This is a genomic window from Corynebacterium sp. KPL2895 (assembly GCF_040225815.1).
GTDB lineage: Bacteria > Actinomycetota > Actinomycetes > Mycobacteriales > Mycobacteriaceae > Corynebacterium > Corynebacterium rhinophilum.
The window spans coordinates 18655-33938 of the sequence record NZ_JBEHFY010000006.1; the positions used below are offsets into that span (position 1 = coordinate 18655).

The window sequence follows — 15284 nt, forward strand, 5'->3', positions numbered from 1 at the left end:
CAAAGCCCTCCACACCGCGCGGCGTTACCGAGCTGCAGGCGGTGCGGAGGGAAGGCGGCGGGCGCTTTAGGCGTCGGAGCTAAAGCGAATGCCGGCATCCGGGATGGTCACGCCGGGAAAGACTCGCATGCCGTCCACGAGCTCACAGCGGGCACCCACGTGGGCGCCTTCGCCGATGACGCAGTTTTCGATGACCGCATTGGCACCGATGTGGGCGCCCGAGGCAATGATGGAGTTGTGGATGATGGCGCCCGGTTCGATGCGAACGCCATCAAAGACCACCGTTCCCTCCAAGCGGGAGCCCGCACCCACCTCGGATCCGCGGCCCACCGCGGTGCCAGATAGCAGCAGCACGCCGCCGGCAATTCCCGCAGAGGATTCCACGAGGGACTCGCCGGTGCGGCCCTCCAACAGCGGCGATGGGGCGATGCCGCGCACCAGGTCGGAGGAGCCGCGGGTGAAGTCATCCGGGCGGCCCATATCGCGCCAGTAGGAGTTATCGACGTGGCCGACGACCAAGCGGCCATCGGCAAGCAAGCCCGGGAAGGTCTCGCGCTCTACCGAGACCACGCGGTCTGCAGGGATGGACTCGATGACGGAGCGGTCAAAGACGTAGCAACCGGCATTGATCTGGTTGGTTGGTGGATCCTCGGTCTTTTCCAAAAAGGCCGTGACCCGGCCCTCAGAATCCGTGGGCACGCAGCCAAAGGCGCGCGGATCCGCCACGTTGAGCAGGTGCATGGTGACATCGGCACCCTTGTTGTGGTGCGTGGTCAAGATGCCCTCTAGATCCATGCCGGAAAGAACATCGCCGTTGAAGACCATGACGGTGTCATTGCGCAGCTTGTCATAGACGTTGCGGATACCGCCGCCGGTGCCCAGCGCGGTTTCTTCCACCACGTATTCAATGTCTAGGCCGAGCTCGGATCCATCGCCAAAGTATTCCTCGAAAACCTCTGCCTTATACGAGGTGGACATCACCACGTGCTCAATGCCCGCGGCCTTGATGCGGGCGAGCAGGTGCTGCAGGAACGGGTAATTTGCCGTCGGCAGCATGGGCTTGGGCGTACCAATGGTCAGTGGGCGCAGGCGGGTACCGCGCCCGCCCACCAAAATCACCGCATCGGTGGTGGCACCATGAGTGGTGGCTGCTTCAGTCATAGTCATCCTTTGTATGCAGACAATCTTATTCTGAGGTTTTTCGAAGGTCAGTGTATGCGGCCGCGGCCAGAAACCAGGTCAACGGCACGCGCTTCAGGCCTCCGAATCTTTGGCCGTGCTGGCGCGTGCGGCCGTTACCGCTCCCCGCGCCTGCAATCCCAGCCACAGCGCGGCGCGCAGCGGGGCCTGCCACCACGCCGGGTGACGGTCCGCCTGGAAGCGATACGCGGAACTGTGGTGCGCGCGCAGCATCGCCCCGGCGTGCGCCTGGGTGGAATGCCCCTTGGCGTGGCTGATGACGGCTTCCGGACAGAAAATATTTTGATACCCGGCGCGCGCGAAGCGATCGCCCAAGTCCACGTCTTCCAAATACATGAAGTAGCGCTCATCAAAACCGCCGATGGCATCGAAGGCCTCCCAGCGCACCAAGAGGCAGGATCCGGATAACCACCCGGCGGGGCGCTGGACGGACATATCGGCATCGTTGCGGTACGTGCGTGTCCACGGATTAGAGGGCCATAGGTTAGAAAACAGCGCGTGGCCGATGCCGGTGGATATATTGGGCACCGACCGGGCAGACGGATAGTTGCTGCCATCTGGTTCCACGATGCGCGGGCCTACCGCCGCGGCATCCGGCCAGCGGCGTGCGCACGCGATCATCTGGTCAATGGCGCCTTCACTAAAGGTGACATCCGGGTTAGAGATAAGGAAAAACTCATCATCTACGCGCTGGTTCTCGCGCACCCACCGCGCACCGGCGTTCATGCCGGCGCCGTAGCCGATATTGCCGCCGGTATCGAGGAAGTGCACGTCCTCTTCTTCCGCAGCGGCGGCTTCCGGGATACCGTCGGTCGAACCATTATCCGCCAGCACCACCTGGGTGCCGTTAGCACCGGCGTCCGGCAGGGAGTCTATAAAGCGCGCCAAGTACTCACCGGGGTTGTAGGTCACGGTGATAACGGCGAGCGGAGCTGTAGTTTCAGTAGTCACAATGGGCCCCAAGCTTAGTCATGCCAGAGGCCACGTCAGGAGACAGACACTGTTTCAAACACGCGAAACTGGTCACGGATCCCTAATTTCGGCGAGATCTCCCCTAAACTATCTCCAGATCCCCGGAAAGTAGAAAGCCTTCACTTGTGACTTCTGAGAACACTCGCCGGGCGCGCAATATCCAACCCGCGCCCTCTGCCGCTAGCGCGGTTAAGCAAAAGGGTTCCACGGCCACCAAAACCATCGTGGCCGTCATTTCTGCCCTCATCCTAGCTGTCTCCGGCGTGGGCTATGCCACGGTGGGGCGCCTGGATACGGGCATGTCCTCCGCCTCGGACCTATCTTTGGGCGAGGATGGTTTATCCGATCCTTCCTTGGACGGCGCCGCCGATATCTTGCTCGTGGGCAAGGACTCGCGTACCGATGCCCAGGGCAATCCGCTCTCCGAAAAGGAGCTGGCGGATCTCCACGCCGGCGTTGCCGAGGGCGAGGAAAATACCGACACCATCATGCTCGTGCGCATTCCAGAAGACGGCTCGCGCGCTACCGCGGTCTCCATTCCGCGCGATACCTATGTCAACGATCCGGACTACGGCAATATGAAGATCAATGCCGTCTACGCCTCGCACAAAAACGACAAGGTGCAACAGCTCCAGCAGGAAAACGCCCAGGCGGAGGCGCAGGGCGAAAAGAAACCGTATTCGGATAAGGACATCGAAAAGCACGGCGTGGAAGCCGGCCGCGAAGGCCTGCTCAAGATGGTGCACTCCCTGACCGGCGTGTCCATTGACCACTACGCCGAGGTGGGCTTGCTGGGCTTTACGCTGCTTACTGATGCCGTCGGCGGCGTCGAGGTGTGCCTCAACGAGGATGTTGAGGACGAGATGTCCGGCGCCAATTTCCATAAGGGCACCCAGACCCTCGATGGCGCGCAGGCGCTGACCTTTGTGCGCCAGCGCTATAACCTGCCGCGCGGTGACCTTGACCGCATCGTGCGCCAGCAGGCGTATATGGCCTCGCTGGTCAATAAGGTGCTCGATAATGACACGCTGACCAGCCCGTCCAAGCTATCCAAGATTGCGAAGGCTGTGGAGCGCTCCGTGGTCATCGATGATGGCTGGGACATCATGGGCTTTGTCACCCAGCTGGCCGGCCTGGCCGGCGGCAATGTCACCTTCACCACTATCCCGGTCACTTCTATCGATGGCCGCGGCGATTACGGCGAATCCATCGTCACCATCGATACCAATGAGGTCCACCGCTTCATGGAGGATCTGGCCATGTCGCACGAGGAAGCCGAAGAGGACGCGGCCAACAAGGAGGAAAACTCCGAAAACGCGCCGGAGCACGATGCCGATATCAACTCCGATAACGAGGTCCACGTCCTCAATGCCGGCAATATCGATGGATTGGCCGCTGGCATTGGCACCTGGCTGGAAAACACCGGCTATACCGTTGAGCGCTCCGCCAACGCCCAGCCCGGTATCTACTCCGAGTCCCAGGTCGTGGCCGCAGACCCGGAGAGCGAAGATGCCAAGAAGCTGGCGGAAAAGCTCGGTGGCCTTCCTGTGGTAGAAAATCCGCAGCTCGATGACAATACCTTGCTCGTCGTGGCCACCGATGATTACCAGGGCCCTTCCGATGAGGAGGCCAGCGCCGAGGAATCCGCAGCCGAAGAAGATACCGACCTGGTAGGAACACCGGGCAATGACTTCGGTGCCAACAAGGTCGCGCCTGAAATCGACGCCGGCGGCCACGGTCCGCGCTGCGTGAACTAAGCAGGCTGGCCTACGATGGGCGGGTATGGAACTACTCGCCCATCTTTTAAACGCCGATGCCGCCACCCCGCGGCTGACTGTTTATAACGAATCCACCGGCGCGCGCATGGATTTTTCCGCCCAGACGCTCGATAACTGGGTGGCCAAGATCGCCAATATGTTGGAAGAAGAGCTCGACTTAGAGCCGGATTCCACCATCGCCATCGACGTGCCCACCTCGTGGCAGGCCGCCGTCATTGCCTTAGGCGCCCTTGCCGCCGGGCCCACCTTTGATTTCGGTGAATCGGCCGCGCTTGCCGATGTCGTCTTTACCTCCCCCTCCCGCTACCTCGCTGCCCAAGAGCGACAGCCACAGGCCGATATCGTGCTCATCAGCGATGATCCCTTTGGCCGCGGCATCGTCGAATCCGGCGGGGATCTGCCCACCGGTGCCATTGACTTCGGCCCCACCGTCCGTTTTTATGGAGATCAGTACTTTGGTGAAACCCAACCCCTGCCGGAATTGGTGACCCCGCCCGGCGGCGCCGAGCGGCTGCTATCCACCGGTTGGAGCGATAAATCTTCCTTCACCCGCGCCGTCCTCGAGCCCTTAGCGGCCGGCGGCTCCGCCGTCATCGTCGCAGGACTTTGCCCCGCGTCCCGCCTGGATGAAATTGCAGCGAATGAGAAAGTAACCGCCCGGCTCTAGGCCAAGTGCCCTATACTTGCCTTCCATCATGTTCTTGGGAATCTCTTCAGACGCGTGGGTCTACATCTTTATTGGTGTGCTCATTTTGGTCGGCACTATCACTCAGGGCTCGATCGGCTTTGGGCTCGGCACCATCGCCACCCCCATCATCGCGCTCCTGCGCCCGGATTTAGTCCCCACGCTCATTTTGCTCCTCGCGCTGTGCATTTCCATCTATACGCTGGCGCGGACGTACCGCGAAACCTCATGGCGCCTAGTTGGCATATCCGTCATAGCCCGCATTCCTGGCTCGTTTGCCGGCGCGTGGGCGATCGCTTCTCTCTCGCACGATGGCCTTTCCATCTTCATCGGCTGCGCGGTGCTCTTGGCGATGTCCCTCTCCAGCCTCGGCTGGAGCCCCGAGCCCACCAAGCGCAATACCGTCCTGGCCGGGCTTACCTCCGGATTCCTGGGAACCTCTACTTCCATCGGTGGCCCGCCGATGGCGCTGATTATGAAGCGCTTTGACCCACAGCGCACCCGCGGAAGTCTCGCCGGAACCTTTGTGATCGGTACCGTCATGTCCCTTTTCATCCTGGGCTTTAGCGGCCAGGTCACCCAGCCGCAGGTCTATGCCGCAGCGGCGTATAGCCCCTTGATGGTCATCGGCCTGTTCATTGCCAACTACCTCAACCACTTCATCGATACCAAGCGCCTTAACCGCATTGTCACGGTGGTAGCTATTACCGCCGCCCTTGCCCTTATCGGCCAAGTGGTGCTTTCGTGAAAGCACCCCAACTCCACCCATTATGCTTCTAGCGGCGACATACTCTTGCGTAGGAACACTTCCGCTTCGTAGATACTCTAGATGTAAACCAAATACGCGTAAGCGCCTAAGCCGGAAGATGGAAAATTGCGGTCTAGTCAATCACTATCGCACGACTCAAAGACTAAGTGAATCGAGCTGCAATCGTTCATGGCATAAAATAGACTGGAGTAATGGATATTCCCTTCGAACGCCAAGATATGCCACCCCTCAAACTCGGAAAAGAACGGTTCATGCTTGTCGCCCCAGTTCAAAGAGCCGCCGAGGACCAGCCAATTTTATATTCGCCGCCCCAAAACCTCCTCGAACCGGGAAAATTCGTAGAAACAAAAACGCTGCACCAGAATTTCACTGGAAGAAGAAAACCAAATTCTCCCTTCACTTCTTTGGGAAACCCCAAGCATGTTTCCGCACGAAAACTTGAATACCTAGAAAATCAGCGCTACCACGGCTCAAACGATGATGGAACCGAAGGACCAATAGGGTTTAAATTTAAAATTCTGGCCGCCGATATATACAGGCACTTTGAAATGGACTTCATCGTAGCATTCATTGAGCTATCTGAGCCTGCGTTGTCTGACAGAGACGGCTTCCAATATTTTTCCGCCTTCGACATAGCACAATTTGAAGAAGCCACCAGTTACTTAATGAAAGATATATGTAAACTCAACTATGCAGACCATAACCATATAGTTCGCTGGGTCGGAAGAACTCTCATCCTAGGCCAAAATCCCCCTCGGGAAGGCTCAACTTCTATGGACACCGAAAGAGATACAACGGTGCCCAAATCGTGGTTCCAACAAGAAGACAGCGCTACACGAGTAAAATTAGATACGGATGTCACCGTGGAGATAAGCTGGGGAAACAACGTCGCCTGGTCACCCTTGTCCGAGTATAAATTCCAAGATTTACAAAAGAGTGCCGTGTTTGCACAGTATCTGTGGTGTTTTGTAAATGATATTGACACTAAGTCAATCGATCTCCTCCGCAGAGCAGGTCACGTAAAATTGGGGAGGACAGAGCAAGACAAGGCTTTAGAAACTTTAGTAAGGATAAACTATAACCTAGCCGTTGCCTCTATGTTCTTTGAACGCTTGGGAACTGAAGCTAATAGCATCCACCGTGAAGCGGTGTATCATATTCTAGAGGCTTGGGGGTACCGTCAGGTTATAGAAAATATTTCAGCTCGACTATCGCGGTTAGAGAACATTCTGAACGCTAGAGCTGATATCCTGATCAGACGATCTAATAGAGTGATGGAATTTGTCCTTTTCGTCCTATCAGCTACCGGACTCGTATCACTGACACTTTCATTCATTGGCACGGCATACTCAGGAGAAAGCGGCGAGGATGGAGTTCCTTGGTACCCCGACAGTCAAATCATCAATATATTTAGATCATGGAATCTAGATACTATATTAATCATAACTGCGCTAATTTCTATATTTTTAATAATTATTGTAACAAAAAATAGAGGAAGCGCCACCCGGAAAGAAGAAACGGAGAAATAATAAATGTCTATTTATAAACTGAATCAACTATTATCCGCGTTGGATGGGAATTCTATTCCAGAGTGGAAACTATCCTCAGATTTAATCTACAATCACAGAAAAGAAGTCGAACGGTTCATTGACGACGGGGGTTCGGCCTATGGATTTACTACATTTCTCGGGCATTTAGACCGTTTTAGTGTCGAACAAAATACCCAAGACTTGGTACTAGACGCACACTTAGTTGGAAGCCCCGATTCCATCTCCATTCGAAAGATGCGTGCTATAACAGCCATTAAAATTTGCCAGTTAAGTCATGGAAAAAATGGCATTTCATCAAAAACATATTTAGATTTGATTTTACATTTTTCTAAGATGGAATCAGGATCGATAGACTTGCGCGCCTCCTATGGTAGTGGTGATGTGGTACCCGCCTCTTGGTGGGTAAATTCTATTTTTAATGACCACTACTCCTTTGCCGACGGTGATATAATTTCGCTAATAAATGGGCAATTCGTAGCGGCAGGTATAGCACTTTACAATTATAAATCATTCGATGATTTCATTGCCCGTTCGGAAGATTGCCTTAACAAAGCCTCTCAATCAATAAACTTCGGAAACGTTCAAACTTCCGTATCCCTGAGAGACATTTCACCTATTTTAAGGTTTAACCAATTCGCGAAAGAAAGGTTAGCTAACGAACTTTCTAATTCCGCAAACCTACCATCTGGAAACCCTCTATTTCGAAGGTCGGGGGACTCAAGCACCCTCGCTTCCTACTCGAATTCTTCATTCCTAAATTTCGAACTCTCCAATGCAATAGGTTCAGCTATTGAAGCCATAAAAGTAACATCTTCATATCTTCGATCCGCTACTGCCCAAATCTGTTCTGAATTAGAATCGCGAGAAGGTGAGTTGATTCGCGGTGCTTTTTTTGTACAGCCCCCAAAGGTTTCAAAGGCGTACCATGATCAAATTCTTTATTTAACCTCGGCTCCGATTGCTTCATCCCAATCGGAATCTTATTTTATTGAAGACATCAGTGATGGCGCTTTGGTGAGAGCCAACCTACTTGAAGACGTCTTAAAGCTTGCCTCTTCACAGTTAGATCTTTTACTTCAGTCATTAGAAGCCTACGGCAATGGAGCTGGGAAGACATGGCGATTCTACCCAGAATAGTCTTCTCAGAAAATAAGACTTCTAGCCTCAGCCGAGGATTTGTAAAATGTATAGCTTATTCCTGCTCTCGGGCCAACTGGTCTAGCTAGATCTATAGCTTAGAAGTTGCATCTGTTTCGGTCTCATTTTATTAGCTTCATCCCCACAGGAAACTTTCAGTAATTTTCAGCGACCTATCAGATAGATTCCATTGCTGTTCCAGCCATATGCCCCATACTTAAATCATGCGTTTGAGAGAGCGCATACGAGAGAGATAGAGAGAACCCCTCAGTTTCCAGAGGGCGGTGCAAACCGATACATGGAAACACCCTTGTAGAGAGAGACGTCAGCGGCACTCGGAACCGAAAGGAACCGGGTGCCGCTGGCGTTTTACTGGTTCTGGGGGGCGGGGTAAGGGCTATGCCACCAGGTCGTTCTTGCGCGGCGCGAAGAGCACGGCGGTACCCGTCACGATTGCAGCGGTCACAAGGTAAAAGGCTGGGGCGAGTTTATTTCCGGTGGTATCAATCAGCCACGTCGCGATCATCGGAGCGGTGCCACCGAAGATGGCATTGGCCGTATTAAACGTCAACGCGAAACCAGACAGGCGCACGTGCGTGGGGAACTGCTCGGAAAGGAAGGAGGGCAAGACGCCATCGTTAAGCGCCAGCACCCCACCCAGGCACACCTGAATGATGATGACAAGCAGGATGCCTGCGCCATCGAGAAGCATGAATGCCGGAATGATGGCAAGGCCCATAAAGAGCGCGGCGCACAGCATGGTGGTGCGCCGGCCAAGGCGATCGGACAGCAGGCCTGTCAATAGCGCGAAGCCCACGTAGAACGCGGAGGCCACCGAGGAAGCAATAAACGCCGGGGTTTCTGCCATGCCCAGCTCCTCCGAAAGATAGGTAGGCAGGTAGGTCAAGATGACGTAGAAACCAATCGCGTTGAGCACCGCGCCGGCAAAGGCAATGGCCAGGGCCTTGGGGTATTTCAGCACCTGACGCAGGGGCGAAAGCTCGGTTTCCGCGTGCTTTTCAAAGCGGGTGGATTCCTCCGTGTGGTGGCGAATCCATAGCCCGTACAAGCCCAGCGGCAGCGCCACCAGGAAGGGCACGCGCCAGCCCCAGGAATGCAGGGCATCATCATCAAGCACGCCAGTAAGAAATGCCGCGATGAGCGAGCCCAAGAGCAGCCCGGATGCGGTGGCCGAGGGCACCACCGCAGCATAAATCCCGCGTTTCCCAGGTGGGGCAATCTCAGCCAAGTGCGTGGCGGCGCCGGCGTATTCACCGGCGGCGGAAAAGCCTTGCACCATGCGGCACAGCAGGAGCAATAGCGTGGCGGCAAAGCCGATGGTGGCATACCCAGGCAATAGACCGATGCAGGCGGTCGCCAGCGACATCAGCACGATGGAATAGGTCAACGTGTGGATGCGGCCGTGCCTATCACCAATATGACCCCAGACGATTCCGCCGATGGGGCGCACCAGGAATGACAGCGCGAAGAGCGCAAAGGTCAAAATCAGCGCGCGGCGACCTTCCATTTCTGGGAAGAAGACGCGCGAGATAATCGCGGACATATAGATATAGGCCGCATAATCGAACCACTCAATAAACGTGCCGATGAATGCAGCTTTGATAGCGGAAACGCGCTGTTCGTGTGAAGTACCAGGAACGTCCACGTCCGTTGGGGCAGATTCATCGCTCGCTGGCGGTGGGGCTATCAGAGGAGCCATGCTCCTCACCTCGTTTCTGTTGAGCATCATTCGCAAAAATGGCGCAGCATCATCTGCACCCATAACGACGAGCCTACAGAAATAACTATGGTTTAGATCACCTTTATCTGCTTTTATAGCCTCGCCTATAAGCTTCGCTTGCCGATGCCTCCCTTCCCCACCTAACTCACAGCACTTAGCAGCAACCTTTCAGGCAGATTCCATGGCTGTTCCAGTCACATGCCCCATACTTAAATCATGCGTTTGAGAGAGCGCATACGAGAGAGATAGAGAGAACCCCTCAGTTTCCAGAGGGCGGTGAACACCGATACATGGAAACACCCTTGTAGAGAGAGACGTCAGCGGCACTCGGAACCGAAAGGAACCGGGTGCCGCTGGCGTTTTCCTATCCGTATTTTTGGCAGCCGCATTGCCTAGTGCCTCTGGCCGCCGTCTCTGGCTGCCATTGCGGGTGGCTGCCGCAAAGCCGGGCCACCCGCGCTAGGCGGGCTTCTTTCGTGGGATTTCCTTATCGAAGTCAATGAGCCGCCCCAACGCCCAGTCGCGGTCCGTAAGCAGACGGGCAAATACCATCCCTGCGCCGATGGCGCCTACCACCATCAAGCCGGTGGCCACATTCGCCACCGCCTGATCCATCTGGCCATCATTGAGGTAATAGACCGCGCGGAACATCGTCACCCCGGGGATCATGATGACGGCGGCAGGCACGGTGGTGGTAATGCGCGGCAACCGCGCCTTTTGCGAGGCCACCGCACCCAAGAGTCCGATGATCAGCCCGCCAATAAAAGCCGCAAAGTAGATGGTCGTACCCAGCTCGAGCAGACCCAGGCGCACCGCGTTGGCCACTGTCCCCACGCTTGCGGCCACTAGGACCATGCGGCGCGAGGAATTAAAAAGGAAGGCAAAGCCCGCGATGCCGAAGAAACTGGCGACAGAAGCCAGTAGATACCACCGCGTATCCGGTGCGGGAACCGGCGGATCTGGGCTGAGATCTGTCAGCCAACTGACCATGGAGACGGTAAACGTAGCGGTAAAGATGACCGTAAACGCATACCCTAGCCTGGCGATGCCCGCATCAAAGTCAAAGCGCGCAATATCAATCAGGGCCGAGAACAGCGGGAACCCCGGAATCAAAAAGAGCACCGCCGCTACATAGCCCGAGGAAAGCGAGCTCGGCTCTACCACCCCGGCAAATCCTAGGAGCTCGATGAGGATAAAGAACGTGATGCTAGCTGCCGCGCCACCGGCGATGATCCCGCCAATTTGGTGCACGTGCTGGTGGAGCACCTCATATCGCACGAACTGCCCCACGAATGCGGCCAGCGCCACGAGCCCTACCGCCTGTACCGGAAAGAAGTTCAGGAATGCAAACGCTGCGCACGCGACCGCGGCCGCTGTGGATAGGACCCACACGCTCCAGCGCTTTTTCACGTCACTTTCAATGGAATCGAGCATCCCTGAAAGCTCTTCCGCGGTAATTCCGGAATACAGGTGGTTATGGGTGAGATCCTCCAATGCCTCAATGCGGGAGGCATCGACGGCCGGCGAATGCGTGCGCGCAATCACGGTGCGAAAGGAATCGCCCCGGTGAAAGGTACAGGTAATCTGGGTCAGCCCCACGTTGGCATCCAAGTGATCAAACCCCAGCGCTCGGGCGCTGCGCTTCATGCCGCGCAGCACGCGGTACCCCGATGTGCCAGCCCCCATCAGCATCATTCCGACGCGCAAGACGACGTCAGCTTCCACGCCCATCTGCCGGTGAAAATTCGGATCATACTGCGACGACAAATCTTCCACCTCTACCTCGCGGGAAAGCTGCGATCCAGGCCATTTCTCGGCGGCCATTGCCCCAGCTTCCACCCACATTTTGGCTAATTCTTCTACCCTCCAGACTAGCGCACCGCGTACCTACCCCGTGGCCTTCTTAGCCTCCACTAACTTTCAGGAAAATTTCAGCTTTTTTCAATGTCTATAACAGGGTCTAGCGCCATACTTTCCTTAGCGTTTGAGAGAACGCAAGAGAGATAGAGAGAACCAGCTCCAGCGCCCTGCGGCCCTTTACTGAGGCCCGGGCGCTGGAGTTGTTTTTCCATCGAGTACGCAACAGTCCCCTAGTCTTTACGAGCTCGACGTTTGCAATTCATCAAGAGTTTCCACTATGTGAAACACCCCGTAATCTACGCGGTTTACGTTGACTGGGTGACTCTCAGGGATGACCACGCCGACACTAAGAACGGCATCGCGACTGCCACGGCCACCGGCCCGAGCAACGATAATTCATCGGAGCTCGTGCGAAAGGCTACAAAGAGCCGGCATAAGGAATGGTTGCTGGCTGCCGTACTTTTGGCGCCCAATCTCATCTTGCTGGCCATTTTTACCTACCGGCCGCTGCTGGATAATATTCGGCTTTCCTTTTTTAACTGGAATATTTCTAGTACAAGCTCCACTTTTGTTGGTTTTGATAATTACGTGGAGTGGTTCACGCGTGACGATACAAAGACGATCGTCTTAAATACCGTCATTTTCACCTTTTTCGCGGTCATCGGCTCCATGGTGATTGGGCTCGCGCTTGCGCTTCTTCTCAATCAAAAAATCAGAGGCCGCAACTTTGCACGCTCGGTGGTCTTTGCGCCTTATGCCATCTCCGGTGCCGCGATTGGTATCGCCTTCCAATTCGTATTCGACCCCAACTTCGGATTGATTCAAGAAATCCTTGGGTGGTTTGGCATTAGTTCTCCAAACTTTTACGCCGTGCCTAGCTGGGCGTTGTTCATGGTGACATTCACATTCGTGTGGAAGAACTTGGGATACACGTTTGTCATCTACTTGGCTGCTCTACAAGGCTTAGATAAAGAATTAGACGAAGCTGCCGCCATTGATGGAACTGGGCGTTGGCGCAAATTCTGGTGCGTGACAATGCCACAACTGCGCAATACCGCCTTCTTCCTTTCCATTACGGTACTGCTCAACTCTGTGCAGGTCTTCGACATCATCAACGTCATGACCCGAGGCGGCCCTCAAGGAAACGGCACCCAGACGCTGGTTTTTCAGATTTATAACGAAACCTTTGTCAACTTCCGTGCTGGTTACGGCGCCACTGCTGCGACAATCCTATTCCTCATCCTGCTCGTCGTTACGTTGATTCAGGTCCGCATCATGGATAAGCGCGGTTAACCCACCCTATGGCTGATTCAAATCTTCACATGATCACAGACTCTTCCCTTGTATCAAGGCGTGCCAAGCTCATCGGTGGCTACGTAGGAATTATCCTCGTCCTCCTGCTCGTGGGACTGCCGTTGTTCTGGATCTTAATGACCTCTTTCAAGGCCAGAGGTGATATTTACACCGACCCAGTTAACTGGCTACCGCCGACGTGGGAAACCAAAAACTACGCAGACGCCACAACGCGCGTTCCCTTCTGGACTTACCTGCGCAACTCCGTCTTCATTACCGCGGTCCTATCCGCTATAAAGATTGTGCTTGGTGTCATCTCCGCCTACGCCTTATCTATCCTTCGCTTTCCAGGACGCAATCTAGTCTTCATCGTGGTGATTTCTTCCCTGATGGTCCCTGCAGAAATCACGGTGATTTCCAACTACGCCTTGGTCAATTCCTTGGGATGGCGTAATACCTTTGTCGGCATCATCGTCCCACTGGCTGGTGTTGCATTCGGCACCTTCCTCATGCGCAATCACTTCCTTTCCTTGCCTTATGAGCTTGTGGAAGCTGCTCGCATGGACGGTGCCGGCCCCATTCGCTTGCTCACCAAGGTGCTGCTTCCCGTCTCTTGGCCAACACTGACAGCATTTTCCGTGATCACACTAGTAAACGAATGGAATACCTACTTGTGGCCATTCCTGATGGCGGATACGGAACGGGTTGCTCCCTTGCAGGTGGGTCTAACCATGCTGCAAAACAATGATGGCGTTACTAACTGGGGACCAGTAATGGCAGCAACCGTTCTCACCATTCTTCCAATGGTCGTCATCTTCCTTGGCCTGCAGAAATACATGATTCAAGGTCTCACCACTGGCGCCGTCAAAGGTTAGAAGGCTTCTATCCCTATCACGCTCGCCGTTATCACCCTATCCTTCTCAATCTGACTTCTATATAAGGAGATACCCATGCTTCGCCGTAAGTTTCTCGCGCTAGCTTCCACTGCTTCTACCGCTACATTTCTTGCCGCTTGTGCTGGCACCTCATCTACTAGTTCCCAAGGCAGTAGCGATGGTGGCGAGGTCACGGAATTGACGTGGTGGTCCAACCACCCAGCTTCCTCAAAGGACATCGAAAAAGAAATCATCTCTCGCTTCGAGAAGGAAAACCCTGATATCAAGGTCAACCTTGTTGACGCAGGAAAGAACTACGAGGAAGCAGCACAAAAGTTTAATGCTGCACTCACAGGATCTGATCTTCCAGACATCGTGGTTCTGTCTGATGTGTGGTGGTATAACTTCGCCATCAATGGGCAGATTGCCAATGTTGATGATCTAGCCAAAGAAGCCGATATTGACCTTTCAAGCTATGTCCAACCGCTCTATGAGGACTACAACTACGACGGCGGCCACTTCGCGCTTCCCTTTGCCCGGTCGACTCCCCTGTTCTACTACAACAAGGACGCGTGGAAGAAGGCTGGCTTGCCGGACCGCGGACCAGAGTCTTGGGACGAAATGGATGCGTGGTCTAAAAAGCTCGCCAGCGCTGATTCTAAAATGAAGCCCTTTGGCTGGGGCGATGCCGTCGGCTACTTGGGATGGATTTTCCAAGGCCCCTTGTGGTCTAAGGGCGGCGCCTACTCCGATGAATGGGATTTGAAGTTCACTGATGACAAAACCATCGAGGCTGTGGAATGGCTCAAGGATGTTACCGATAGCAAGAATGGCTATTCCTACATGGGCAATGACATGGCCATGGAATTCGGTACTGGACGCGCTGCAGCCACTGTCCTATCCACAGGCGATCTTGCAGGTATCTCTGATACCGCTGACTTCGAGTTAGGAACCGCATTCCTTCCCAATCCAAAGGGAGACGGCGCTTGCCCCACCGGAGGTGCCGGCCTCGCCATTCCTTCCGGTATTAGCAAGAACCGCCAGTTGGCAGCCATTAAGCTGATTGATTTCATCACGAACGAGGAAAACACCTCGTACTGGTCCCAAAATGTGGGTTATATGCCAGTCCGCTCTTCTGCTGCCGACAACGAAGAACAGAAGAAATTCATGGAAGAGAACCCGAACTTCGAGACTGCTATCAAGCAGCTTCCAGAAACACGCCCACAGGACAACGCCCGTGTATTCCTCCCCGGTGCAGATCAGGAGATTGGTGGTGCCTTCGAGAAGATCGTCACCAACCGCGACGATGTCACCAAGGTGCTCACGGATCTGGAAAAGACTCTGCAGTCCATTTATGACAACCAGGTAAAGCCCGTCATTAACGGCTAATCTTGCCAATTTTCCTTAGTATCTGAAAGGTAACA

Annotated in this window: 12 protein-coding genes; 8 read left to right on the forward strand and 4 right to left on the reverse strand. The window is 54.8% G+C overall.

Annotated elements, in window-relative coordinates:
• Positions 1-66: 66 nt before the first annotated feature.
• Positions 67-1161, reverse strand: coding sequence for a mannose-1-phosphate guanylyltransferase (manB, locus tag ABRP95_RS03800; RefSeq protein ID WP_284609975.1), 1095 nt, complete (start codon positions 1159-1161; stop codon positions 67-69).
• 93 nt (positions 1162-1254) lie between these two features.
• The gene (locus ABRP95_RS03805) at positions 1255-2163 is read right to left on the reverse strand and encodes a glycosyltransferase family 2 protein (RefSeq protein WP_284781769.1); all 909 of its coding nucleotides are present in this window, start codon (positions 2161-2163) and stop codon (positions 1255-1257) included.
• A gap of 134 nt (positions 2164-2297) precedes the next feature.
• Here ABRP95_RS03805 and ABRP95_RS03810 point away from each other — a divergent pair, with 134 nt between their 5' ends.
• From ABRP95_RS03810 to ABRP95_RS03830, 5 genes are all read left to right on the forward strand, one after another.
• Positions 2298-3929, forward strand: coding sequence for an LCP family protein (locus ABRP95_RS03810; RefSeq protein WP_284781770.1), 1632 nt, complete (start codon positions 2298-2300; stop codon positions 3927-3929).
• A gap of 25 nt (positions 3930-3954) precedes the next feature.
• Positions 3955-4617, forward strand: coding sequence for a TIGR03089 family protein (locus ABRP95_RS03815; protein WP_284849888.1), 663 nt, complete (start codon positions 3955-3957; stop codon positions 4615-4617).
• Between the two features lie 28 nt (positions 4618-4645).
• Entirely contained in the window at positions 4646-5383 is a 738-nt protein-coding gene (locus ABRP95_RS03820) for a sulfite exporter TauE/SafE family protein (protein WP_349838435.1), read from the forward strand.
• Positions 5384-5595: 212 nt separating this feature from the next.
• Positions 5596-6933 carry a hypothetical protein gene (locus ABRP95_RS03825; RefSeq protein ID WP_349838971.1) on the forward strand — a complete coding sequence of 446 codons (1338 nt, stop codon included), beginning with the start codon at positions 5596-5598 and terminating at the stop codon, positions 6931-6933.
• A 3-nt stretch (positions 6934-6936) separates the two neighbouring features.
• Positions 6937-8091 carry an aromatic amino acid lyase gene (locus tag ABRP95_RS03830; RefSeq protein ID WP_349838437.1) on the forward strand — a complete coding sequence of 385 codons (1155 nt, stop codon included), beginning with the start codon at positions 6937-6939 and terminating at the stop codon, positions 8089-8091.
• 397 nt (positions 8092-8488) lie between these two features.
• Here ABRP95_RS03830 and ABRP95_RS03835 read toward each other — a convergent pair whose 3' ends face one another.
• On the reverse strand, positions 8489-9811 hold the full coding sequence (locus tag ABRP95_RS03835; protein ID WP_349838438.1) for an MFS transporter: 1323 nt from the start codon (positions 9809-9811) through the stop codon (positions 8489-8491).
• A gap of 480 nt (positions 9812-10291) precedes the next feature.
• The gene (locus ABRP95_RS03840; RefSeq protein ID WP_198010391.1) at positions 10292-11563 is read right to left on the reverse strand and encodes a threonine/serine exporter family protein; all 1272 of its coding nucleotides are present in this window, start codon (positions 11561-11563) and stop codon (positions 10292-10294) included.
• A gap of 537 nt (positions 11564-12100) precedes the next feature.
• On the opposite strand from ABRP95_RS03840, the gene ABRP95_RS03845 reads away from it, so the two are divergent.
• The 3 genes from ABRP95_RS03845 (at position 12101) to ABRP95_RS03855 (ending at position 15249) form a co-directional block, all read left to right on the forward strand.
• The gene (locus tag ABRP95_RS03845) at positions 12101-12985 is read left to right on the forward strand and encodes a carbohydrate ABC transporter permease (protein ID WP_284770100.1); all 885 of its coding nucleotides are present in this window, start codon (positions 12101-12103) and stop codon (positions 12983-12985) included.
• 29 nt (positions 12986-13014) lie between these two features.
• Positions 13015-13860: a carbohydrate ABC transporter permease gene (locus ABRP95_RS03850; RefSeq protein WP_284770045.1), complete on the forward strand. Its 846-nt coding sequence runs from the start codon at positions 13015-13017 to the stop codon at positions 13858-13860.
• Positions 13861-13935: 75 nt separating this feature from the next.
• Positions 13936-15249, forward strand: a complete 1314-nt coding sequence (locus tag ABRP95_RS03855) for an ABC transporter substrate-binding protein (RefSeq protein WP_349838439.1) — start codon at positions 13936-13938, stop codon at positions 15247-15249.
• The last annotated feature ends 35 nt before the right edge of the window (positions 15250-15284 follow it).

Coding starts and splice junctions, on each gene's coding strand:
- ABRP95_RS03850 (WP_284770045.1), top strand. CDS start 13,015: ATGATCACAGACTCTTCCCTTGTATCAAGGCGTGCCAAGCTCATCGGT.
- manB (WP_284609975.1), bottom strand. CDS start 1,161: ATGACTGAAGCAGCCACCACTCATGGTGCCACCACCGATGCGGTGATT.
- ABRP95_RS03835 (WP_349838438.1), bottom strand. CDS start 9,811: ATGGCTCCTCTGATAGCCCCACCGCCAGCGAGCGATGAATCTGCCCCA.
- ABRP95_RS03830 (WP_349838437.1), top strand. CDS start 6,937: ATGTCTATTTATAAACTGAATCAACTATTATCCGCGTTGGATGGGAAT.
- ABRP95_RS03815 (WP_284849888.1), top strand. CDS start 3,955: ATGGAACTACTCGCCCATCTTTTAAACGCCGATGCCGCCACCCCGCGG.
- ABRP95_RS03840 (WP_198010391.1), bottom strand. CDS start 11,563: ATGGGCGTGGAAGCTGACGTCGTCTTGCGCGTCGGAATGATGCTGATG.
- ABRP95_RS03820 (WP_349838435.1), top strand. CDS start 4,646: ATGTTCTTGGGAATCTCTTCAGACGCGTGGGTCTACATCTTTATTGGT.
- ABRP95_RS03825 (WP_349838971.1), top strand. CDS start 5,596: ATGGATATTCCCTTCGAACGCCAAGATATGCCACCCCTCAAACTCGGA.
- ABRP95_RS03855 (WP_349838439.1), top strand. CDS start 13,936: ATGCTTCGCCGTAAGTTTCTCGCGCTAGCTTCCACTGCTTCTACCGCT.